Genomic DNA, 20,883 nt, shown 5'->3' with positions numbered 1-20,883 from the left:
ATTGCCATACGTGCCATGTGCCACATTGGGCGTGTTGCGCCTGGCTAACGTTCGGTGAAGGGGCCTTGTATTGCCCCGCTATTTAAACAGTTGGCACGGTTCCGCCATCAATTGTGTATTCCGCGCCGTGAACTGACATTGCCCGGTCTGACACCAGAAATGCGGCAAGTTCGGCAACTTCATCGGGGCGGCCGGGTCGGCCAATGGGAATGCCGCCCAGTGACTGCATCAGGCCATTGCGGGCAGCATCAATGGTGCTGCCTTGTTGCCCGGCAAGCCGTTCGATCAGGGCGCTGGCCGCGGTGGTTTCAATAAAGCCGGGTGACAGGGTGTTAATGCGAATGCCTTTTGGCCCCATTTCCTTCGCCAGCCCCTTGCTATAGGTACTAAGGGCGGCTTTGGCAGCGGCATAGGCCAGTGTGGCTTCAAACAAAGGTAAACGTCGCTGGATAGAGGATATATGCAGGATAACACCGTTTTTGCGCGCAATCATGCCGGGTAAAAACCCGCGATCCAGGCGTACGGCAGCCATCAGGTTGGTGTTAAATGTGTTTTCCCAATCATCGTCGGACAGGCCAAGTGCCCCGCCACCAGGTGCGGATGAGCCACCGACATTATTGATCAAAATATCCAGCCCGCCCCATTGCGCGATAATGGTATCAATCACTTCTCGGGTGCCTGAAACGGTTGAGACATCGGCGCTGATAAACAGGCCCGGGTGATTTTCCGGCGCGCTTCGGGCCGTGCTGGCAACAGTTGCCCCGGCATTATGCAGGCGGTGCAACATGGCGTGTCCCATGCCTTTGGTCCCGCCGGTTACCAGAACCCGTTTGCCGGTAAATTCTGTCGGGTCGATTTGATAATGAATGTTATGCATCAGCCAATTTCCAGTGCTGTAATTTTACCGTCGTGCAATGTGAACAGATAGGTCAGATTGACAGGCGAGCCTTTGAAATTACCCGATACATCGGCGGTGACGCGAAGCTGCCCATCGGTGATATCGGCAAGGGATTGCCGGTTTGCGGCGGGAGTATCGGGCAGGGCTGTGGCCGAGGTGACGACGTGAACGGCGTCGGTGCTGCCAATGGCATGTGTAATCCATTTTTCGATGGCAGCATGGCCGTTGATATTTTGTTTTTCGTCGTAAACATGGGCATCGGGGCTAAAACAGGTGCAAACACCGGCAAAGTTACGCGCCGTGCATTGGTCAAAAAATCCGGCGATGGCAGCGGGAAGAAGGACTGTCATGGGGATGCCTTTTTGTCTGTGATGCGCGGGGGTGCCCCGCGGTCGTTGTGATGCCTGCAAGCTGGCGCTATACTGGGAAAAGCACAAGAACCGACAAAAAAGTAAGGTACTTACCCGTGAGTAAGAAATGGGGTTTTGGGGCGGAAACACCGGCAGCCGGTGTTGAAGAAATTTTGAAGATGCTTGAGGGACGCTGGAAGCTGGTGATTTTGTTTCATCTTTTTGGCGGGCAGGTAAAGCGATTCTCGCAGCTGGAGCGTGCCATTGACGGCATTTCGCAAAAGATGCTGATCCAGCAATTGCGCCAGATGGAAGCCGATGGAATTGTAAAACGTATTGTTTATCATCAGGTGCCGCCCAAGGTGGAATATTGCCTGACCGATTGGGGGCAGCGCCTGTGCCCGGTACTTGATGCCTTGTTGAAATGGGCCGATTTGCGCCCGACAGATCCGGCATCAGACCAAAACGACACCCCGACTGCAACAAATGTAGGGTCGACAGTATAAAAAAGGCGAATGCCCCCGGGTGGGAGCATTCGCCTGTGGTGGTTTTAAACGGCTGGTTCGATGCGGGACTTACCCTTTGTTCAGGGCATGTTTTAAAAAGTCGTCCACCGATTGCGGTTGGCGGCCAAGGATGCTGGCGGCATCCGTGCTGACCGTGGCGTAATCGCCATTTTTTGCCGCCAGATAAAGACCGGCAACTGCGATGACGGCATGTTCAGGCAGGCCAAGGCTGCGTAAAATTCCTTCATAAACATCGCCCGGCAAATCGGCAAAGGCAATGTCCTTGCCCGTCGCGCTGGCGATGATGGCGGCAATTTCGGCATGGGTGATGGCCTTGGCGCCGGTCAGATCATAGGTTTTGTTGGCATGCTCTGCCGGGTTGGCAAGGACGATGGCGGCAATTTCAGCCAGATCGTTACGGGGAATATAGGTAATGCCCGCATCGCCTGCCGGTGCTGCATATTGCCCGGTTTCAAGCGCATGGGGAACGCCGCCTAATAACAGGTCAGCATAAAAGCTGTTGCGAAGAATGGTGTAAGTTAGGCCGCTTTGCTTGATAAAGGCCTCGGTATCGGCATGGATGGCGGAATAGGTAAAGGCGCTGTCAGCTCGCGGATCAATCACGCTGGTATAAATAACGTGTTTTACACCGGCATTTTTTGCGGCTGTGATCGCGGTGCGGTGCTGGCGGATGCGGGTTTCGTTGTCGGCTTCGGCGGAAACAATCAGGGCGACGTCAATTCCGGCAAAAGCCTGTTCCATCAAGGTTTGGTCGTCAAAATCGCCCTGACGGACTTCAATGCCGTTGGCGCGAATGTCGGCAGCTTTGTCCGGGTTACGAACACTGACGACAATTTCGCTTGCCGGGATACGGGTGCTTAAATGGCTCAGGGCAAGGGTGCCAAATTGGCCGGTGGCGCCAGTAATCAGTTTTTTCATCATTTTTCTCCAAAAATCATGCGGGCAACCGCAATGTTGGCGCTGATCCTGCCGTGAATTTGGCATATGATCAATTCGATGAAATGAATGGAAAACATGCATGAATATCGATGAATTGGATCTGGATTTTCGGTTGTTGCGTTTATTTATAACCATTTACGATCAGGGATCGGTCACAGCGGCAGCCACGTTGCTTGGGGTGGGGCAGCCCACTGTCAGTCATGGCCTGGAACGGTTGCGCCAGGTTGTTGGCGATCCGTTATTTGTGCGTGCAGGCCGGGGTATTACCCCTACGGCCCATGCCCATGATCTGGCACCCCGTATCCGCCATTTGCTGGAAGATATGCGCAGCCTGACCCGGATCGACCAGTTCGACCCGCATAATCCGCAACATCACCTGCATTGCACAATTGGTGCGAACGATTACGAGGCCGCTGTGCTGTTACCGACGCTGTTTGCCCGTGTTCAGGCACTGGCAGCGGATATTACCTTTAAAATTCGCCCGGTACGCCGCAAGCAGGACATGATTGATAAATTGCGTGATGGCAAACTTGATATGGCGATTACCATTGATTATGGCGGTGATGCCAGCGACATCATGCAGCGCTCGTTATTTGATGAAAACGTTCAATGTTATTTTGATCCCCGCTTTCATTCTGCCCCGCCTGATACTCTGGAGCGCTATTGTGCGGCATCACATGCGCGTGTTGTTTTTGACGATGACGACGAAGCATCAGCCATCGATACGGAACTGGCACGGATAGGGCGGTCGCGGCGCACCGTGTTGCAGGTGGCAACATTTGGTAATTTACCACGGCTGATTTCAGGCACCCCGGTAATTACCACCCTGCCGATACGTCTGGCTGATAGCGTGATGGCAGGGTATGCCGTTTGCCGGTGCCCGGTTGTGTTGCCATCATACGTATTTTGTCAAAGCTGGCATGTACGCAATGCGGCGTCCCGTTCGCACCAATGGCTGCGCGACGAGATATTTCGTATTGCCCGCACAATAGCCGGCAGAAAATCAAAACAGTAAAACCAGACCGGGCCCGATGGGGTTTTGTAAGTTTGCCGGATCAAACAACAACCTTGCGCGCGATATCCCAATGCGGGCAGTCGGGATCTGCGGTGATTTTTACGCCCCCCACCCAGCGTGTGCCGGTGTAGGTTTCGAAAAACCGTTTGGTGCCACGCATGATCCGGGTGCCGGTTTCGGTCAGGGTCAGGGTGCGATCCGGCCAGGGCAGGGTGGTGTCGTCGATGCTAAAGGGCGGTTCTGTGCCGTCTGCAACTGTCGCCATATCAGCGAGAATATGCCACAGCATGATGTCGCCCAAAAATGGCAGGGGTTCCTTGTCGCGCATCAGGCGGCCAAATACGCGCCCCGCGCTTAGCGGGCCTGCTTCGGCCAGAATTTCCAGAACAAGTTGTTGCGTCAGCGACAGGTCATTGTGGCTGGCGGGCAGTTCGGCCAAATGGCGTTGCAGGGCTTTTGCCATCAACCCGATCGGGCGGGTGGCTGAGGCCGATTTGGCAAATGTTGCCAGATCGGCGGGGTTGGCGGCGCGCACCGCTTTCCAGACCTTGCGCCCCAGATCGTAATGGGAATCGCCAATTGGTGCGCGGGTGTTTTCCCATGCCCAGCGCAATTGATCGGGGGTAAGCTGGCCCAGGCCGGTGAATTTATCAACATCGGGCACGGAATTTATGCAAATCAGTTCGACCTTGGCGGCAAGACGCAAGGCACCGAAAAAGTCGAGCAGAAAGGCCAGAATAAGCTGATCGTAGCTGTCATGTTCAAACCACAAAACAATATGGCGATAATCGCCGGCGGCCATCAGCGCGCTGTATTCGGCGTGTTGGCGGTTTTGGGTTTGTTCGGGGTCCAGTCCATAGGCGCTGGCAATAAAATCGGCCCGTAATTGCATTAAAACAGGCAAGGGAACATCGGGTACAGGCCCCTGACAGAACGGATCGGCGAATTCCTGAAAGTGGCCTTTGAAACCGGCCAGTTCCAGCGTGTTGCGAATGTCCGAACCACACCGGATATGCAAGGTGCCCGGTGTATCGGGCACAGTCATCCAGCCGGTTGCAATTTGTTGTTCGGTTAGCACCATCTGGTCGATATGGGTTTTCATTTCCGGCCAGCTGATAAAGCCGTTCTCACGCGCCAGAATTTGCTGTGCATCCGACACCTTGATCTCGGCGGCTTTGCGGTTGGCGGCCTTGGGATGATGTTCCTTCAGGCGTTTGCGGGCATCGGCGTCGTCGGCACGCAGGGATTTCAGCAAATTGCGCGATTGCGTTTTTAACGCATCGACATCCAGGACACCGCGGGAAATATTGCCATTTACCGTTTTCGTGCCAGCCATTTCGTTGCATTCCCTTTGTGCGCCATAATCACCTGTCGGTATCGCCCGCCCATACCGGCCGCACGATGATGGGTTATCGGGTACAGGGGCGGGCCGATCAGGACAAGTGATGCTTTCACATATCAGGTTGGATTAAAAATTTCTATTTTACTGTCACATTCCATCAGTTTTGCCAGTTTTGACAGGCGCTGGTCGACGACTTCACCGTTTAGGTCACCAATGGTGCGATCCAGACGCAAGGTCAGGGTTTTGTCGTTCAGTATCAATTCGCAATGGGGCAAAATACCTTCGACCCCGCCTGACAGTGTATGACCCAGGCGAATGGCATGACCAAACAGGCGGCCGGTTTTACGTGTATCTTCGTCAAGCAATCGTTCGCTGGCAGCATCGCCCCGGAAATTGCCGGTATAGCGCGAACCGATGGTATAGGCCAAAAACACCCGGTCAACATGGCTAAGGTCCAGATAGGGGTGGCGTACAATGCGGTTATAGCTTTGCTGGGCACGGTAATCGGGGTGGTCGTTCCAGCCGATATCGCCAATGATGCAGGCGGCGAGGCGTAAACGCCGTAAGTTCGCGGGCTGTTCACGAAAAATGGGATCTGTCCAGCGATACAGTTCTTCGCCATGCTGATGAAAACGTTCGCTGTCTTCGGCAAAGCCAAGGCAGGTTTCAAGCAGCGGGTCGCGGTCGCGGACTTCTTGGGGCAGGGCTTCAAACATCCAGCCTTCACGCAGGCCATGCCCGGAAAAGATCACTTCCTTTGCCTTCATGCGACCTAGCAAATGGTGCATGACAAGGGCGGCATGGGGCAGGCTGTCGGTCCGGCGTTTTGAGACGCCACCAATTTTTTCAAGCGAGGCCCGGCTTTGTTGTGAAATGATTTTGGTCAGGTCGGAAATTTCGCTGTTGGGCATGGTCATGTTGTGGACCACGGAAATCGGATAATCTTCTTGCGCGATATAAAGTTTGGCAATGGAGCGCCACGACCCACCCACGGCATAAAGCGGCAGTTTTTGCGGTTGGCCCAGCCATGGTACGGTATCAAGATAGTGGTTTACTTCGGCTTCCAGGGCATCGCGTTTGTTGCCAAAGACCGCATGCAGGCGCATTGCCCCCAGCGGCAGACTAACCCGTTCCTGAATTTGCCCCTGATCCAGTAATACCAGTTCCAGCGACCCGCCGCCGATATCGCCCATAACGCCGGTTGCGTGCGGGTCACCCGATATAATACCCAGGCCGGACAGGCGGGCTTCCTCAAGGCCATCAATGACCTTGACCCGAAGGCCGGTTTCATCAAGCACACGCTGGCAAAAAATATTACCATCGCTGGCAGCACGGACAGCCGCGGTTGCCAGCACATCGACACGCGATATTTTCATGGCCCGCAGCAGGGTGGCAAACCGGCGCAAGGCACCGATTGCCATTTCAACCCCTTCTGCATTCAGCTTACCCGATCCATCGGGGTCACGCCCCAGGCCGCACATGACCTTCTCGTTGAAAATCGGGGCCGGTGCGCGGGTTTGACCATCAAATACCACCAGTCGGACCGAGTTCGACCCGACGTCGATAATGGCAATACGTTTGGACACCCTGTGTTCGGTAAGCATATGTCTGAATGTACCTGGTTATTCTATTCGTCGAGGACCAGAACCGGCACCGAAGACACGTTGTCTTCGTCAAGGGCGCTGCCCCGCCCGGACAGGGACGGGTTGGTCATGAAATAATCGTTGGCCGAAAACGCATCCTTGCCCGCTTCGCAGCGTTCGTAAGATCCGTCCGGCTGGAGATACCAGCTTTGGGCGGTGTCTTTCAAATTCGCAATCATGATTTGTTCGATGATCTGGCGATGGCAAGTGGGGTTTTCAATTGGCACCAGGCATTCGACCCGGCGATTAAGGTTACGTGGCATCCAGTCGGCCGAGGAAATAAACGCCTTGGCTTTGCGCGATGGCAGTTTTGCGCCATTGGCGAATACCACAATGCGCGAATGTTCCAAAAACCGGCCAACGATGGATTTAACCCGAATATTTTCCGACAGGCCCGGCACACCGGGGCGTAAACAGCAAATGCCACGGACCACAAGGTCCACCGGGACACCGGCCTGTGACGCCCGGTACAGGGCATCAATCACCACCGGGTCAACCAGGCTGTTCATTTTGGTCCAGATCCCCGAAGGCTTGCCTGCTTCGGCATTTTCGATTTCTTTTTCGATATTGGCAATCAGGCTGGGGCGCATGGTGTGTGGGGCGATGGCAATTTTTTCAAGTGAGCGCGGCGTTGCATAACCGGTCATGAAATTGAAAATGCTGCCAGCATCCCGGCCCAGTGCCGGATCGCACGAGAAGAACGAAATATCGGTATAGAATTTTGCCGTGATCGGGTGGTAGTTGCCGGTGCCAAAATGGCAATAGGTACGAAGCCCGTGGGTTTCGCGGCGCACGACCAGCGAAATTTTGGCGTGGGTTTTCCATTCAAGGAAGCCATAGACAACCTGGCAGCCAGCACGTTCCAGGTCGGCCGCCCAGCGCAGGTTGGCTTCTTCATCGAACCGGGCTTTAAGTTCGACCATGGCGGTAACCGATTTGCCAGCTTCGGCCGCCGCAATCAGGGCCTTCACAATCGGGCTGTTTTCGGACGTACGATACAGGGTTTGTTTAATCGCAACCACATCGGGGTCGCGCGCGGCCTGCAACAGGAACTGTACAACCACATCGAAATCTTCAAACGGGTGGTGAACCACCAGGTCCTTTTTGCCAATGGCGGCAAAGCAGTCCCCGCCAAAATCGCGGACCCGTTCGGGGTAGCGCGCGGCATAGGGCGGAAACAGCAAATCGTGATGCAGATCGGAATCAATTAACTGTTTAACGTCAACCACCCCCAACAGCCCGTCAACCTTGACGACCTCTTCCGGGGCGACATGAAGTTCGTCGATCACGAAATTCAAAAGGTCTTCCGGGATCGAGGCATTGACCTTAAGCCGGATGATGCTGCCGCGACGGCGGCGCTTTAGCGCGGTTTTAAACACGCGCACCAGATCTTCGGCTTCTTCCTCGATTTCGACATCCGAATCGCGAATGACGCGGAACAGGCCATGTTCGATCAAATCAAAGCCGGGAAACAGTTTGCCCAGATACATCAGGACAGCCTGTTCAAGCGGCAAATACCGTTCGGTTTTGCCCGGCAGGCGCAAGAAACGCCCTATTTTCGGCGGCATCGGGATCAGCCCGCGCATATTGTGCCCGTCTGACGGGTCAAACAACTGCATGACGATGGCAAAACCCAGATTGGGAATAAACGGAAACGGGTGCGACGGGTCAATCGCCAGCGGCGTTAGGGTCGGAAATATTTCGCGCATGAAATATCCGTCCAGCCATTTACGGTCCGTCTGGGTTAAATCATCGGGTTCGATTACGGAAATGCCAAGCTGGTGCATGTCCCCGCGCAGCTTTTGCCAGATGCGCTGCTGGTCTTGCAAAACCTGGTTGGCATCGTAGGTAATGGCGCGCAATTGTTCCGACGGGCTTAAGCCATCCTGGCTGATATTGGTCATGCCCGCACGAACCTGCCCGACCAGACCGGCAACACGGACCATGTAAAATTCGTCAAGGTTGCTGGCAGAAATCGACAAAAAGCGCAGACGTTCAAGCAACGGATGATTTGGATTTTGGGCTTCTTCCAGAACACGGCCATTAAACGCCAGCCAGGAAAGTTCGCGATTGATAAAGCGCTTTTCCGAATCAATGGAAATTGCACTTGATTGAATTGCCGCAGCGTGTGTCACGCAAAGCCTCCTGCCATGAGCCATGTGGTACTGGAATTAAGACGCCACCATGTCTTTCGCTTGCGAGTATACGATAACTGTTTGTTAAACTGCAATTTGTAACCCGAAAAAAGCATGTGTTCCTGATGGCGCGCTACAAGATTCGACGTGGCAGAATAGCCAATAACGCGTGCGGAAAATCCTACAGTTATATGTCAGTTTTTTCATTGGTGCCGTTGGGTCAGTTATGGCATTTCTGTGCCTGATAACATTGACCCATCACAAACGAGCCAGTTGTTTATGAAGACACTGTTGTTATTGCGCCATGCCAAATCCAGTTGGGCGGACCCGGCCCGCGCAGATCACGACCGCGACCTGAATGCCCGCGGGGAAAAGGCGGCACCGGTGATGGGGCGGTTTTTGTATAAACAGAACCTGATCCCCGATCTTGTATGGTGTTCGACCGCGCAACGCACGGTGCAAACGGTTGGTTTGCTAGGGCGTGGTTTTGCCGATGACGCCAAGGTGATTTACGCCCGTGATATGTATATGGCCGCCGAAACCACGCTGTTAAAATGCCTGCATCAAACCCATGACGAAGCCGACCGGGTTTTGATGGTGGGGCATAATCCGGGGTTAGAATGTTTGGCGCAGGCCCTGATCGGGGTGGATGAACACGGATTGCGGGGCGACATGGCGCAAAAATATCCCACTTGTGCCTTGTGTCAGTTCGAATTCGATGTTGATAGCTGGGTAAATGTTGAATGGGGTCAGGGACGCCTGACACGGTTTGTCAAAGTGCGTGATTTGCGCGATGATCTGTTAACCGGAACGCACAATGTGATCCGTGGAACAGACGACAGACCCGCCGATACTTGACGCGGGCAGGCGAGAAGCGTTTTATACCGTCAAATTCATATACTGGCTGCTGTGCCAGGCAAGGATCGCGATGGGGCGGACGTTATTTGTTGCCGGTTTGGCAGTGATGCGTGCGGCTTTAAGCGTTTTTTGTTTGACAGCGCCGGTCAGCCATGCACCTTTGCGGCCAATTCGCGGCCCAAAATATAACGCAACCTGGAAAGACCATGCATCCTTATCGCTCACATAATTGCAATGCACTTCGCGTTTCCGACGCCGATGCCCAAGTCCGCCTTTCTGGCTGGATTCACCGCAAACGCGACCACGGCAACCTTCTGTTTGTCGATTTGCGCGATCATTATGGTATCACCCAGGTCGTGATCGACATTTCCAGCCCGCTTTTTGCGGTTCTGGAAAAATCACGCGCCGAAAGCGTGATTACGGTTGATGGCAAGGTCGTTAAACGGACCGCCGAAACCATTAACCCGAACCTGCCAACCGGCGAGATCGAGGTTTATGCATCGGAAATCACCGTTCAGTCCTCGGCTGATGTTTTGCCGATGCCGGTGTTTGGCGATGTGGAATATGGCGAAGAAGTTCGCCTGCGTCACCGTTACCTCGACCTGCGCCGCGAAAGTGTTCATAAGAACATCGTGCTGCGCTCTCAGGTGATTTCGGCGATGCGTCAGAAAATGACGGCACAGGGTTTTCTTGAAATCCAGACGCCGATCCTGACCGCATCCTCGCCGGAAGGCGCACGTGACTTTCTTGTCCCCTCGCGCACCCATCCGGGCAAGTTTTATGCTCTGCCGCAGGCACCTCAGCAGTTTAAACAGCTTCTGATGGTTTCGGGCTTTGATAAATACTTCCAGATCGCACCGTGTTTCCGCGATGAAGACGCCCGTGCCGATCGGTCGCCGGGCGAGTTCTATCAGCTTGACTTCGAGATGGCGTTTGCCACCCAGGAAGATGTCTTTGCCGCGATCGAGCCGGTTCTGCACGAGATTTTCGTTGAATTTGGCGGTGGTCGTACCGTTACCGATTATCCGTTCCCGCGCATTCCGTTTGATGAATCGATGGCGAAATACGGCTCGGACAAGCCCGATCTGCGTAATCCGCTGATCATTTCGGATGTGACCGAAGCCTTCCGGGGATCGAATTTTGGCATTTTTGCCAAAAACATCGAAAGCGGTTCGGTGGTTCGTGCCATTCCGGCAACCGGTGCCGCCAACCGCCCGCGCAGCTTTTTTGACAAGCTGAACGCATGGGCGCGTGATGAAGGGGCCGCTGGCCTGGGTTACATCGTTTATGATGAAAACGGCGACGCCAAAGGCCCGATTGCCAAAAACCTGGATGCCGAACGTATCGCCCTGATCAAGGAAACCACCGGTGTTGCCAATGGCGATGCGGTATTCTTTGCCTGTGACAAGCCGCTGGCCGCAGCCAAGTTTGCCGGTAAATCGCGCGAAAAGATTTGCGACGATCTTGGCCTGCGCGAAGAAGGCAAGTTCAAGTTCTGCTGGATTGTCGATTTCCCGATGTTCGAGGAAGACGATGATGGCAAGATCGAGTTCAGCCATAACCCGTTCTCGATGCCGCAGGGCGGGCTTGAGGCCCTTGAAAACATGAACCCGCTTGATATCAAGGCGTGGCAGTATGACATCGTTTGTAACGGGATCGAACTGTCATCGGGTGCCATTCGTAACCACCGCCCGGACATCATGTACAAGGCGTTTGAAATTGCCGGTTATGGCAAGGACGTGGTCGAAGACCGCTTTGGTGGCATGTTGAACGCGTTTAAATTTGGCGCCCCGCCGCACGGTGGTTCGGCCCCGGGTGTTGACCGTATCGTCATGTTGCTGGCCGATGAACCGAACATTCGCGAAGTCATTGCCTTCCCGCTGAACCAGCAGGCACAGGATTTGATGATGAATGCACCTTCAGTGGTTGATGATCGTCAGCTTAAGGAACTGCATTTGCGGGTTCAGTTGCCGCCGAAGGCCAAAAAAGACTGATTTTGGTCTTTGCGATGGCCATTGTGATGGCATTAATTTGAAAAAAGAGCGATCGGCGGGGCTGATCGCTCTTTTTTGTTGCGAATTTGCAACCGGTGTTACCCTTATATTAAGGTGCTGTGCGTCAAAATTGGATGAAGACGGTTTTATCGATGGGAGACGGACCGTGAAAAGGTTCCTGATAGCAGCAACAGTCCCTCTGTTTCTGAGCGCATGTGGCGGGTCAGGGGATGGCACGACATTATCGAAAATGGCGGATGATCTGATCAGCTATGTGACGACGGGGCGCACCGTTGCCGAAAATCAGCGTGCGCTGGTTGCCGGGCAGGGATGTGATACCCAGGCGTCGCTGTTTGGTAATGGCGATTGCAAGGTGGGGTCTGACGCGGCATCGGGTTTTGCTGCGCGCGACAGACGATCCGTTGCGGACCAGTTATCAGGGGCCAGCACAACAATTTATGCCGTAAATGCCCCGAAAGAGGACTGGAGCCAGCCGGGGCGTTATGCCAGCCTTCATCCCTATCAGAATTCGGCTGACATGGTGATTGTCGCCGTTCCCCCGGCCGCAAGCCAGCTTGATCAACCTAAAAACCTGTTGGGTGACAAGGTGGACACGGGCGACAGCAATGATCTTTCAGGTAATGCCAAGGCCGATATCCCCGGCGCGGACGGCGGGATGACAGCACCAGTGGGCGATGGCGCAAGCGTTGCCAAAACCGGCCCGGAGCATGATGCGAGTGGGCAGGACGATGGTGTGGACGCGAATGCTGATAGCAGCAGCGTGCCGCAAACAATGCCCGAACCTGCCGGGGTTAAAAAGACCAGTGCACAGCAAAAATCTGCCCTGCCACCGGCACCTGTTGCCACACCGGTAAAAACGGCCGCCAAAGGCAGGATTATTACGGGAAAAGATGCTGGTAAAGACGATGCGCGTCAGGCATCCGGGCGGGATGCGCTTGAGAAAGTAACGCCAGATCGTGTTGCCGGGAAAGCGGCTGCGGGTAAATATGTGGTTCTGGGAAGCTTTACCAGCAACAGGCGGGCGCAAATCGCCCTGAATCAGTATGCGGAATATCATCCGCAATTGATTCCTGCGACAGTAGAGGGTACGCCTTATCTTAGAATTGCAGTAGGTCCAATGGATATGTCGCGTGCAAATGATCTGCGCCTTGTTACTGCCAAAAATGGCATCAAGGATTCATGGATCGTAAGTGTCGTGGACAGCGGAGAATAGATTTGCCAAAAAAATTGCGAAAAGCAGCAGGCCGTCAGATGACAATTGCGCTGACGGTGGTATTTGGTGCTGCGTTGGCGGGATGCAGTGCGCAGGCAGGGCCTTCTCCGGCGGCAAACGGTTTGGTGTCGCATGTGGCAGAATATCGGTTGCGCCTGGTTTCCACCAGTGCCAACAGTTCGGTTATTGCGGCGCGCGGGGCCTTTGGTTTTCGGTTTGAAAAGGTGTGTGACGGCTGGATTTCGGAATTACGCAATTCGCTGATTTTGCAGGGCCCGCAAGGCGGCGCGATTAATTCATCCTATAGCATGACGCAGTGGGAGGATTTCGCCGCAAAACATTACCGGTTTCGGGTGCGTGATTTTCAGGACGGATATTTGACCGACGAGATTAACGGTAATGCTGAACGCCAGGACGACAAGGTTGTTGTGCATTATGAAAAGCCGGTCGATATAACCGAGGAGCTGCCGGTTGAAACCCTGTTTCCGACCCAGCATTCCATCAAATTATTACAGCACGCGCTAGATGGCGATGCCTTTGCCAGCGACCGGGTTTTTGATGGCGGGGGCGATACGCCAACCTATCAGATATCTGCCGTGGTTTCGGGCGCAAAGAAGGCCGATAACAAGGCCAGGGATGAAAATCATATTGCTGATAAACCGTTTCATCGGATTAGCATGGCGTTTTTCCCGGTCGATAGCGATGATGACCGGCCTGCTTATGAAATGTCGATTGATTACGGTAAAAACGGTGTGGCCCAGGGGCTGGTGCAAAATTACGGTGATTTCAAGCTTAAGGGCGATTTGATCCGGGTGCGTGAATTGCCTGCCCCGCAATGTGACTGATCTTATCTTGATATCTTTGGTTCGCGATGTTGTCGGTTTAACCTGGATTGCATAACAGATAAAAAATGGCCTGCCGGAAAACTGTCGCGGCAGGCCATTTTTGAGAAAGCATATTTTAAATGCAGTGGATTAAGCCACAACGGTGTCCTGATCGTCGCGGCAATAAAGGTCATATAACGTCGTGATAACGCGAATGGCCTCGTCTCCATGCAGGGAATAGAAGATCGTCTGTGCTTCTCGGCGGGTTTTGACCAGATGGTCACGCCGCAATCTGGCAAGGTGCTGGGACAGCGCGGACTGACTAAGCCCGATAATTCGTTCCAGTTCGCCAACCGATCTCTCGCCAGTATGCAATTGGCATAATATCATCAGCCTGCTTTGGTTGCTCATGGCTTTTAATAGTCCACTCGCCCGTTCGGCTTGTTGTTCTAATTCTTTTATTTCCATTTGCCTCACTTCATCCCGGATTTACTCCCGGTTGCGAAAGTATGATAGTTTACCCCGCTATCACAGATGAGACTATGCTCATTTTTTCACAACCTTGGCGTTTTATAGACTTATGGCGGCAAGAGCAATCCCGTACGCGCCGAAAATGCTGTTCTAAAGTATTGCTTTTCACCTTTATGGACAGGTTATATCTGGAGATTTCGAGTATTCGCAGTATTTTATGGGAAATTTGCGAAAACTGTCAAAATTCAACTTTGGTCGAGGTTATTTTGGCTGGCGTAATGATCTATGCCAAGGCAGGTTGCATCGAACGACGCAATGATTGCCAAATCTGCCGCCGATTCTTCTTTGCGTCAAGCCAAGTGTTACGTAGCGTTACATGGATGTGGCACAGGTCAGCCCCGGCATGGTGCGTAACCAGGGGCAGGGTGGCGTCGGCCAGCAACAGGCTGCAAAACAAAAAAGGGAGGTAACAGACGGCAATGGCGACACTGTTTGTCACGCATCGTACCTGTATTGAGCATGACCCCGGCCCCGGCCACCCCGAGCAGCCAGACCGCCTGCGCGTGATTCAGCGCGTGCTTGAGGGCGAGGAATTTATGTTTTTGCATCGCGAGGAAGCTGTTCGCGCAGATATTGATCTGGTGAAACGGGTGCATGACCCGGCCTATGTTGATGGTGTGTTTTCCCGTATTCCGGCGAACGGGGCCGTGTCGCTTGACGGTGATACCTATATATCGCCCGCATCTGGCGAAGCGGCATTGCGGGCCGCTGGCGGGTGTTGTGTTGCGGTAGATGCGGTGATGGAAGGGCATGAACGTAATGCCTTTGTCGGGGTGCGTCCGCCTGGTCACCATGCCGAATATGAACGGGCAATGGGATTTTGCCTGTTTAATAATGCTGTGATTGCCGCCCATTACGCGCGTGAAAAATACGGCATCAAACGGGTCGCGGTGATGGATTTTGATGTTCACCACGGCAATGGCACACAGGATCTTTTTTATAACGACCCGGACCTGTTTTATTGTTCAACCCATCAATGGCCGCTTTACCCCGGCACGGGCGACCCGGCAGACCGTGGTTGCGCCAACAATATATTAAATGTGGCGTTGCCCGCAGGGGCCGGCACAGAGGCAATGAAAACAGCTTTTCACGATTATGTTTTGCCTGGTCTGACCGGGTTTAACCCCGAATTGCTGATTATTTCGGCCGGTTTTGATGCCCACCGGAACGATCCGCTGGCGGGGTTGTCACTGGTTGAAAACGATTTTTCCTGGATGACAGAACAGCTTCTGGCGGTGGCCAGCCAGTGCTGTGATAACCGGGTTGTGTCGATTCTGGAGGGCGGATACGATTTGCCGTCGCTGGCTTCGTCGGTCGTTGCCCATGTGCGCGCCCTGATGATGGGGTAGATTTCACCAGTTTCGTGCGGGCAATGTTTTTTTCCGGCACCGGGGGAATTAATCCCGGGGGCTTTGTATTGCCCTGATCTATCCTTGCGCGTAAACTCCGCGCCAGCCAATAAAAAGGAGCAAACATGTCCGATGCAAACCCTGTTATTCCCAAAGATATCGCCAAATTAAGTTTCGAGGAGGCCCTGGGCCAGCTGGAAACACTGGTGCGGCAGCTCGAACAGGGGCAGGTCGGCCTGGATGATGCGATTGCTTCGTACGAACGCGGTGCTGCATTAAAACGCCATTGTGCCGAAAAACTGCGCGCCGCCGAGGAACGTATCGAAAAAATTACGCTGGGTGCCGATGGCCGCCCGAGCGCCACAGCCACCGAAATCGAATAATTCACATTCAAGGCGGAGTCCCAGGTGAGCTATGACCTGATTTCTGCATTGGGAGAGGCTTCTGCCGATCTTGGTGCCATGCTTGACAAGATTTTGCCGCGTCCCGATGGACAGATTGAACAGCGTCTGTTTGAAGCGATGCGCTATTCGACAATGGGTGACGGCAAACGGTTGCGGCCTTTTTTAGTGATGGCATCGGCCGGGCTTTTCCGGGTGTCGCGCACATCCGCGCTGCGCGTTGCGGCGGCCATTGAAATGGTGCACACCTATTCGTTGATCCATGACGATTTACCGGCAATGGACAATGATGATTTGCGCCGCGGCAAACCCAGTTGCCACAAACAGTTTGACGAAGCGACCGCCATTTTGGCCGGTGATGCCCTGTTAACCCAGGCATTTGAAGTGCTGGTGGACGAAGAAACCCACCCGGACCCGCGTGTTTGCACCCAGCTTGTGCGGGCAATGGCGCGTGCAGCCGGGCCGCACGGCATGGTTGGCGGGCAAATGATTGACCTGGCAGGCGAAGGGCAAAACCTGAGCGAGGCACAGGTGACCCATTTGCATTTGTTAAAAACCGGGCGGATGTTTGCTTTTGCCTGTGAAGCAGGGGCGATTTTAGGCAAGGCACCGACCAGCATGCGCATGGGCCTGCGCGCCTATGCCCACGATATGGGCCTGGCTTTTCAGATCAAGGACGATTTGCTTGATGTGGAAGCCAGTAGTGCCGATCTTGGCAAAACGGCGGGCAAGGATGTCGAGCAGGAAAAATCGACCTTTGTGAAACTGCTGGGGCTGGATCAGGCGCGCGAGCAGGCGCAAATGTTGTGTGATCAGGCAATTGACCATCTGGATGTTTTTGATGATGAAGCGGAATCGCTACGCGCTGTTGCCCGGTTTGTGATTAACCGCCAACGCTAGTATGTGACGGCTTTGCGCCCATGATGCCTTCATCTGACAAGCCGCCTTACACCGCCGGATTTCGGGATCGGGTTTTTGACCGGGACCCGTTTCCGCTGGCGTTGTGGTATCCGGCTGTTGCCGCGGAAACGCCGGTGCGTCATATGGGGGTTGCCAGCGCGGCGGCGCGCAATGCCCCCTTTGCCCATGCCGGAACGTTTCCTTTGGTGATGATTTCGCACGGGTCGGAAGGGCACCGGTTTGTGCATTTCTGGCTGGCGGAATTTTTGGCGCGACGGGGCTTTATTGTCGCAGCACCACAGCATGTGGGCGATAACTACCTGGATGCCAGCGATGCCCGGTCATTGACGATTATTGAACGTCGGCCGCTTGAAATGCGACAGGCGCTTGATCTGTTGCTGGATCATGATGATATTGCCCCGTATATCGACACTGACAAAATTGCAGCTTTGGGACATTCAGCCGGCGGGGCCACGGTTTTAAAGCTGGGCGGGTGGCAGTTTGATGCCAGTGCATGGACGCAATATTGCAATGTGAACCAGGATGGTGATCGCGTGATTTGCGAATTTGCGCCAGGTGATGCTGCCCTTGGCCGCTTGACCGACTTGCACGGCGCCCCGATTGTTCTGGCGCGGGATGATCGTATTTCCGCGTTGATTATGATTGCACCGGCATTTGGCGTTACGGCGACAAGGGAAAGTGTCGCCCCCCTTGATATGCCAATGCTGTTTATCGAGGCCGATACGGACGAAGTATTATTGCATGATGTCAATGCTGTCCGGTTTCGTGCGCTGCTACAAGGCCGGGCAAAATTTGTACGGATAAAGGGTTCAGGGCATTTTTCGTTTTTACCGCCCTGTACGGAATATATTGCGAAAAATTTTCCCCATTTATGCCGGGATTTTGGCCGGGAAAGGCACCATATCCACGATAGTGTGCAACAACTGGTACATCACTTTTTAAATCGGCTTTATTCGCGTTGAATTTGCCATAATTTCGGGGTCGCTAATTTTGCATAACCTCGCTATTTTACGCCCCTTGCAATGAAGCTATCAAAGCGTCACCCTGTTGGAATGATATTCAACGCTGAGAGAACACAAAAATCGAGTTCGGCATGATCACCTCCAAGACCCCGCTGCTTGACACTGTTACGATCCCGTCAGACCTGCGCAAGTTGCAGCCCGCACAATTGCGCCAGCTTGCCGATGAATTGCGACAGGAAACCATTGATGCCGTTTCGGTGACCGGCGGCCATCTGGGGGCCGGGCTGGGCGTTGTTGAACTGACCGTTGCCATCCATTACCTGTTTGATACGCCGCATGACCGGCTGATCTGGGATGTGGGCCATCAGTGTTATCCCCATAAAATCCTGACCGGGCGGCGCGATCGCATTCGGACCTTGCGTCAGGGTGGCGGGCTTTCAGGTTTCACCAAACGGTCGGAATCCGAATATGATCCGTTTGGGGCTGGTCATAGCTCGACATCGATTTCGGCCGGGTTGGGCATGGCGGTTGCCAACCAGTTATCAAGTGATGACCGTAAAAACGTTATTGCCGTAATCGGGGATGGCGCGATGAGTGCGGGCATGGCCTACGAGGCGATGAACAACGCCGCGGCCACCGATCAACGGTTAATCGTGATTTTGAACGATAACGACATGTCGATTGCCCCGCCGGTCGGCTCGATGTCGGGGTATTTATCACGTTTGATTTCGGGCAAAAGTTATCAGGGCTTGCGCAATGCTGCCAAGGGCCTGACCAAACATTTACCCCGCCAGATCGAGGAAGCTGCCCGCAAAATTGAAGAATATACCCGGGGTATGGTAACCGGCGGAACCCTGTTTGAAGAAATGGGTTTCTTTTATGTCGGGCCGATTGACGGGCATAATCTGGACCATTTATTACCGGTACTGCGAAACGTACGTGATGCCGACCTTGATGGCCCGGTTTTGATCCATGCGGTAACGCAGAAAGGCAAGGGGTATGCCCCGGCCGAAAACGCGACCGATAAATATCACGGTGTTGCCAAATTTGATGTGGTGACCGGTAAGCAGGCCAAGCCAACCCCCAATGCGCCGTCTTACACCAAGGTGTATGGCGAAACGCTGGTGAAGCTGGGCGAGAAAGACGAAAAAGTTACCGCCATTACAGCAGCCATGCCATCAGGCACCGGTGTTAACCTGTTTGCCGATGCCTTTCCCGAACGTTCATTTGATGTTGGTATTGCCGAACAACATGCCGTCACCTTTGCGGCCGGTATGGCATGCGAAGGCTATAAGCCGTTTTGCACCATTTATTCGACGTTCCTGCAACGCGGGTATGACCAGCTGGTGCATGATGTGGTGGTGCAAAACCTGCCGGTACGCTTTGCGCTGGACCGTGCCGGGCTGGTCGGGGCCGATGGTGCAACCCACGCCGGAGCCTATGATTTGGCGTATCTGGGTTGTTTGCCCAACATTGTGTTGATGGCAGCGGCAGATGAAGCTGAACTTGTACATATGACCACAACGGCCTGGTCTATTGATGATCGGCCCAGTGCATTTCGCTATCCGCGCGGCGAAGGCGTTGGTGTTGAAATGCCAGCCGAAGGCCATGTGCTGGAAATTGGCAAGGGCCGTGTTTTACGTGAAGGCAGCAAGATTGCGATCCTGTCTTATGGTACGCGCCTTGCCGAATCTTTATCAGCGGCTGAAGATCTGGGCGCACGTGGTTTGTCGACCACGGTGGCCGATGCCCGGTTCGCCAAGCCACTGGATGGTGAATTGATTGCACAACTGTCCCGCAACCACGAAGTATTGATCACGATTGAAGAGGGGTCGATAGGTGGTTTTGGGGCGATGGTCCTGCAGCATATGGCCGGTGAAGGTTTGCTTGATCACGGGTTAAAGGTGCGGACAATGGCATTGCCGGACCGTCTTTTGGACCATGACAAACCGGAAAAGCAATATGCTGAAGCAGGCCTGGATGCGAACGCAATTGTTCGTACAGCCCTTGATGCCTTGGGGCTTTCGGAAAATAAAGCCCGGGCATAAATTATCATTTACGGGCCAAATTCAGGCTTTTTAGCCGATTTGGAAACAAGACTTTGAAGCGCCGCCAGGTTTATTTTGGCGGCGTTTTTTCGTTGGCGGTGCAGGAACTCGGCGTAGGGTTGTATGAAATGATCTCGGGATTTTTCCGAAGTTTTACTTGATAAAATATATTTTTATTTCAAGTAGTGAAGGTATTTTTTGGGTTTATGTTTTAATTATGTCTTTTTATTTTGGTAAAATTAAGTAATTTTCGGGTATTTATTTATTGTCGATTGACTTTTTTATTTAAAAGGCGCAACGTTGGTTTACTAAGTCAGATTCCTGGCTTTCAAAATGGAGGAAGCATGATGAGTTTCCAGAAATTCTCTGCCTCTCAGAATAAATCAACTGCTCCTGTTGCCAATCAGCCGGCGAAGGCCGCTCATCCGGTTGACTCCGCTGTGCCAAAGGCAAAGCCGGAAGCAAAATCAGCCAAAAAAAGCTAGCCTTCAGGCGAATGGTGGAAGGGGAATTTTCCCCTTTTTCCGTTGTTCATTTGATATTTTAAAGGTGATGAAAATGCCAATCACGCGCGTAAGCCATAAGCAGGTTGTCTTTTTTGGACCCTTTAAATTGAAGGGTTACGACGAAACCTTTCCCGGTGGCGATTATGACGTTGAAACTGAAGAAGAGCTGATCGAAGGGGTTTCGTTTCTTGCCTATCGTCGGACAGCAACGTTGTTGCATGTGCGCGGCCAGCAGGGCAGCGCGATCGTGGAACGGACGTTGCCTATTGATCCGCGTGCGCTTGACCATGCCATTTTGATCGATCAGGGCCAATGCAACGTTACCGGGCCGTCAATATCTGCCAGCGACGATAAGCAGGATATTCCTGTGTTGCATCCCGATAATGGCAACGGAACGCTGCAATGA

Annotated in this window: 19 protein-coding genes; 12 read left to right on the top strand and 7 right to left on the bottom strand. The window is 53.6% G+C overall.

From position 1 onward, the window contains the following. Positions 1-82: 82 nt before the first annotated feature. Positions 83-877 carry an SDR family oxidoreductase gene (locus J4E05_RS04545; RefSeq protein ID WP_349592778.1) on the bottom strand — a complete coding sequence of 265 codons (795 nt, stop codon included), beginning with the start codon at positions 875-877 and terminating at the stop codon, positions 83-85. Next, positions 877-1,248 (bottom strand): nuclear transport factor 2 family protein, encoded by a 372-nt coding sequence (locus tag J4E05_RS04540; RefSeq protein WP_349592775.1) that lies wholly within the window; start codon positions 1,246-1,248, stop codon positions 877-879. The genes J4E05_RS04545 and J4E05_RS04540 overlap by 1 nt, the downstream gene beginning before the upstream one ends. A gap of 116 nt (positions 1,249-1,364) precedes the next feature. Here J4E05_RS04540 and J4E05_RS04535 point away from each other — a divergent pair, with 116 nt between their 5' ends. Beyond that, the gene (locus J4E05_RS04535) at positions 1,365-1,754 is read left to right on the top strand and encodes a winged helix-turn-helix transcriptional regulator (RefSeq protein WP_503012323.1); all 390 of its coding nucleotides are present in this window, start codon (positions 1,365-1,367) and stop codon (positions 1,752-1,754) included. A 69-nt stretch (positions 1,755-1,823) separates the two neighbouring features. Here the strand turns inward: J4E05_RS04535 and J4E05_RS04530 are convergent, their stop codons facing one another. Beyond that, entirely contained in the window at positions 1,824-2,696 is an 873-nt protein-coding gene (locus J4E05_RS04530; protein WP_349592772.1) for an SDR family oxidoreductase, read from the bottom strand. Positions 2,697-2,793: 97 nt separating this feature from the next. Here J4E05_RS04530 and J4E05_RS04525 point away from each other — a divergent pair, with 97 nt between their 5' ends. Then, positions 2,794-3,729 carry a LysR family transcriptional regulator gene (locus J4E05_RS04525; RefSeq protein WP_349592769.1) on the top strand — a complete coding sequence of 312 codons (936 nt, stop codon included), beginning with the start codon at positions 2,794-2,796 and terminating at the stop codon, positions 3,727-3,729. A gap of 40 nt (positions 3,730-3,769) precedes the next feature. On the opposite strand, the gene J4E05_RS04520 is transcribed toward J4E05_RS04525, so the two are convergent. From J4E05_RS04520 to J4E05_RS04510, 3 genes are all read right to left on the bottom strand, one after another. Then, the gene (locus tag J4E05_RS04520; protein WP_349592766.1) at positions 3,770-5,065 is read right to left on the bottom strand and encodes a DUF1835 domain-containing protein; all 1,296 of its coding nucleotides are present in this window, start codon (positions 5,063-5,065) and stop codon (positions 3,770-3,772) included. Between the two features lie 122 nt (positions 5,066-5,187). Next, the gene (locus J4E05_RS04515; protein ID WP_349592763.1) at positions 5,188-6,657 is read right to left on the bottom strand and encodes a Ppx/GppA phosphatase family protein; all 1,470 of its coding nucleotides are present in this window, start codon (positions 6,655-6,657) and stop codon (positions 5,188-5,190) included. Between the two features lie 41 nt (positions 6,658-6,698). Continuing rightward, complete coding sequence (locus J4E05_RS04510) at positions 6,699-8,849, bottom strand: RNA degradosome polyphosphate kinase (protein WP_349592760.1); 2,151 nt, start codon at positions 8,847-8,849, stop codon at positions 6,699-6,701. A 279-nt stretch (positions 8,850-9,128) separates the two neighbouring features. Between J4E05_RS04510 and J4E05_RS04505 the strand changes: the two genes are divergently transcribed. The 4 genes from J4E05_RS04505 (at position 9,129) to J4E05_RS04490 (ending at position 13,780) form a co-directional block, all read left to right on the top strand. Continuing rightward, positions 9,129-9,707, top strand: a complete 579-nt coding sequence (locus J4E05_RS04505) for a SixA phosphatase family protein (RefSeq protein ID WP_349592758.1) — start codon at positions 9,129-9,131, stop codon at positions 9,705-9,707. 206 nt (positions 9,708-9,913) lie between these two features. Then, entirely contained in the window at positions 9,914-11,701 is a 1,788-nt protein-coding gene (gene aspS, locus J4E05_RS04500; protein WP_349592755.1) for an aspartate--tRNA ligase, read from the top strand. 166 nt (positions 11,702-11,867) lie between these two features. After that, on the top strand, positions 11,868-12,935 hold the full coding sequence (locus tag J4E05_RS04495) for an SPOR domain-containing protein (protein WP_349592752.1): 1,068 nt from the start codon (positions 11,868-11,870) through the stop codon (positions 12,933-12,935). Between the two features lie 38 nt (positions 12,936-12,973). Beyond that, positions 12,974-13,780, top strand: a complete 807-nt coding sequence (locus J4E05_RS04490; RefSeq protein WP_246833032.1) for an EipB family protein — start codon at positions 12,974-12,976, stop codon at positions 13,778-13,780. Between the two features lie 129 nt (positions 13,781-13,909). On the opposite strand, the gene J4E05_RS04485 is transcribed toward J4E05_RS04490, so the two are convergent. After that, positions 13,910-14,227: an ArsR/SmtB family transcription factor gene (locus J4E05_RS04485; RefSeq protein ID WP_085593711.1), complete on the bottom strand. Its 318-nt coding sequence runs from the start codon at positions 14,225-14,227 to the stop codon at positions 13,910-13,912. Positions 14,228-14,709: 482 nt separating this feature from the next. Between J4E05_RS04485 and J4E05_RS04480 the strand changes: the two genes are divergently transcribed. The 6 genes from J4E05_RS04480 (at position 14,710) to J4E05_RS04455 (ending at position 20,883) form a co-directional block, all read left to right on the top strand. Next, a complete protein-coding gene (locus J4E05_RS04480) occupies positions 14,710-15,639 on the top strand; it encodes a histone deacetylase family protein (RefSeq protein WP_349592749.1) in 930 nt (309 codons plus the stop codon). Between the two features lie 125 nt (positions 15,640-15,764). Further along, on the top strand, positions 15,765-16,022 hold the full coding sequence (locus J4E05_RS04475; RefSeq protein WP_085593708.1) for an exodeoxyribonuclease VII small subunit: 258 nt from the start codon (positions 15,765-15,767) through the stop codon (positions 16,020-16,022). Between the two features lie 78 nt (positions 16,023-16,100). Then, a complete protein-coding gene (locus J4E05_RS04470) occupies positions 16,101-16,940 on the top strand; it encodes a polyprenyl synthetase family protein (RefSeq protein WP_349594644.1) in 840 nt (279 codons plus the stop codon). Between the two features lie 20 nt (positions 16,941-16,960). Continuing rightward, a complete protein-coding gene (locus J4E05_RS04465) occupies positions 16,961-17,923 on the top strand; it encodes an alpha/beta hydrolase family protein (protein ID WP_349592746.1) in 963 nt (320 codons plus the stop codon). 131 nt (positions 17,924-18,054) lie between these two features. After that, the gene (dxs, locus tag J4E05_RS04460; protein ID WP_349592743.1) at positions 18,055-19,971 is read left to right on the top strand and encodes a 1-deoxy-D-xylulose-5-phosphate synthase; all 1,917 of its coding nucleotides are present in this window, start codon (positions 18,055-18,057) and stop codon (positions 19,969-19,971) included. A 558-nt stretch (positions 19,972-20,529) separates the two neighbouring features. After that, positions 20,530-20,883 (top strand): hypothetical protein, encoded by a 354-nt coding sequence (locus J4E05_RS04455; protein ID WP_349592740.1) that lies wholly within the window; start codon positions 20,530-20,532, stop codon positions 20,881-20,883.

The organism is Thalassospira sp. NFXS8 (genome assembly GCF_040148805.1).
Classification (GTDB): Bacteria; Pseudomonadota; Alphaproteobacteria; order Rhodospirillales; family Thalassospiraceae; genus Thalassospira.
This window is presented reverse-complemented; position numbering and strand designations above follow the sequence as displayed.

Bases quoted from the DNA above. Each gene is read 5' to 3' on its own strand.
- J4E05_RS04545 (WP_349592778.1), bottom strand. From the start codon at position 877: ATGCATAACATTCATTATCAAATCGACCCGACAGAATTTACCGGCAAA.
- J4E05_RS04540 (WP_349592775.1), bottom strand. From the start codon at position 1,248: ATGACAGTCCTTCTTCCCGCTGCCATCGCCGGATTTTTTGACCAATGC.
- J4E05_RS04530 (WP_349592772.1), bottom strand. From the start codon at position 2,696: ATGATGAAAAAACTGATTACTGGCGCCACCGGCCAATTTGGCACCCTT.
- J4E05_RS04525 (WP_349592769.1), top strand. From the start codon at position 2,794: ATGAATATCGATGAATTGGATCTGGATTTTCGGTTGTTGCGTTTATTT.
- J4E05_RS04520 (WP_349592766.1), bottom strand. From the start codon at position 5,065: ATGGCTGGCACGAAAACGGTAAATGGCAATATTTCCCGCGGTGTCCTG.
- J4E05_RS04505 (WP_349592758.1), top strand. From the start codon at position 9,129: ATGAAGACACTGTTGTTATTGCGCCATGCCAAATCCAGTTGGGCGGAC.
- aspS (WP_349592755.1), top strand. From the start codon at position 9,914: ATGCATCCTTATCGCTCACATAATTGCAATGCACTTCGCGTTTCCGAC.
- J4E05_RS04490 (WP_246833032.1), top strand. From the start codon at position 12,974: ATGACAATTGCGCTGACGGTGGTATTTGGTGCTGCGTTGGCGGGATGC.
- J4E05_RS04485 (WP_085593711.1), bottom strand. From the start codon at position 14,227: ATGGAAATAAAAGAATTAGAACAACAAGCCGAACGGGCGAGTGGACTA.
- J4E05_RS04480 (WP_349592749.1), top strand. From the start codon at position 14,710: ATGGCGACACTGTTTGTCACGCATCGTACCTGTATTGAGCATGACCCC.
- J4E05_RS04475 (WP_085593708.1), top strand. From the start codon at position 15,765: ATGTCCGATGCAAACCCTGTTATTCCCAAAGATATCGCCAAATTAAGT.
- J4E05_RS04470 (WP_349594644.1), top strand. From the start codon at position 16,101: ATGCTTGACAAGATTTTGCCGCGTCCCGATGGACAGATTGAACAGCGT.
- J4E05_RS04465 (WP_349592746.1), top strand. From the start codon at position 16,961: ATGATGCCTTCATCTGACAAGCCGCCTTACACCGCCGGATTTCGGGAT.
- dxs (WP_349592743.1), top strand. From the start codon at position 18,055: ATGATCACCTCCAAGACCCCGCTGCTTGACACTGTTACGATCCCGTCA.
- J4E05_RS04455 (WP_349592740.1), top strand. From the start codon at position 20,530: ATGCCAATCACGCGCGTAAGCCATAAGCAGGTTGTCTTTTTTGGACCC.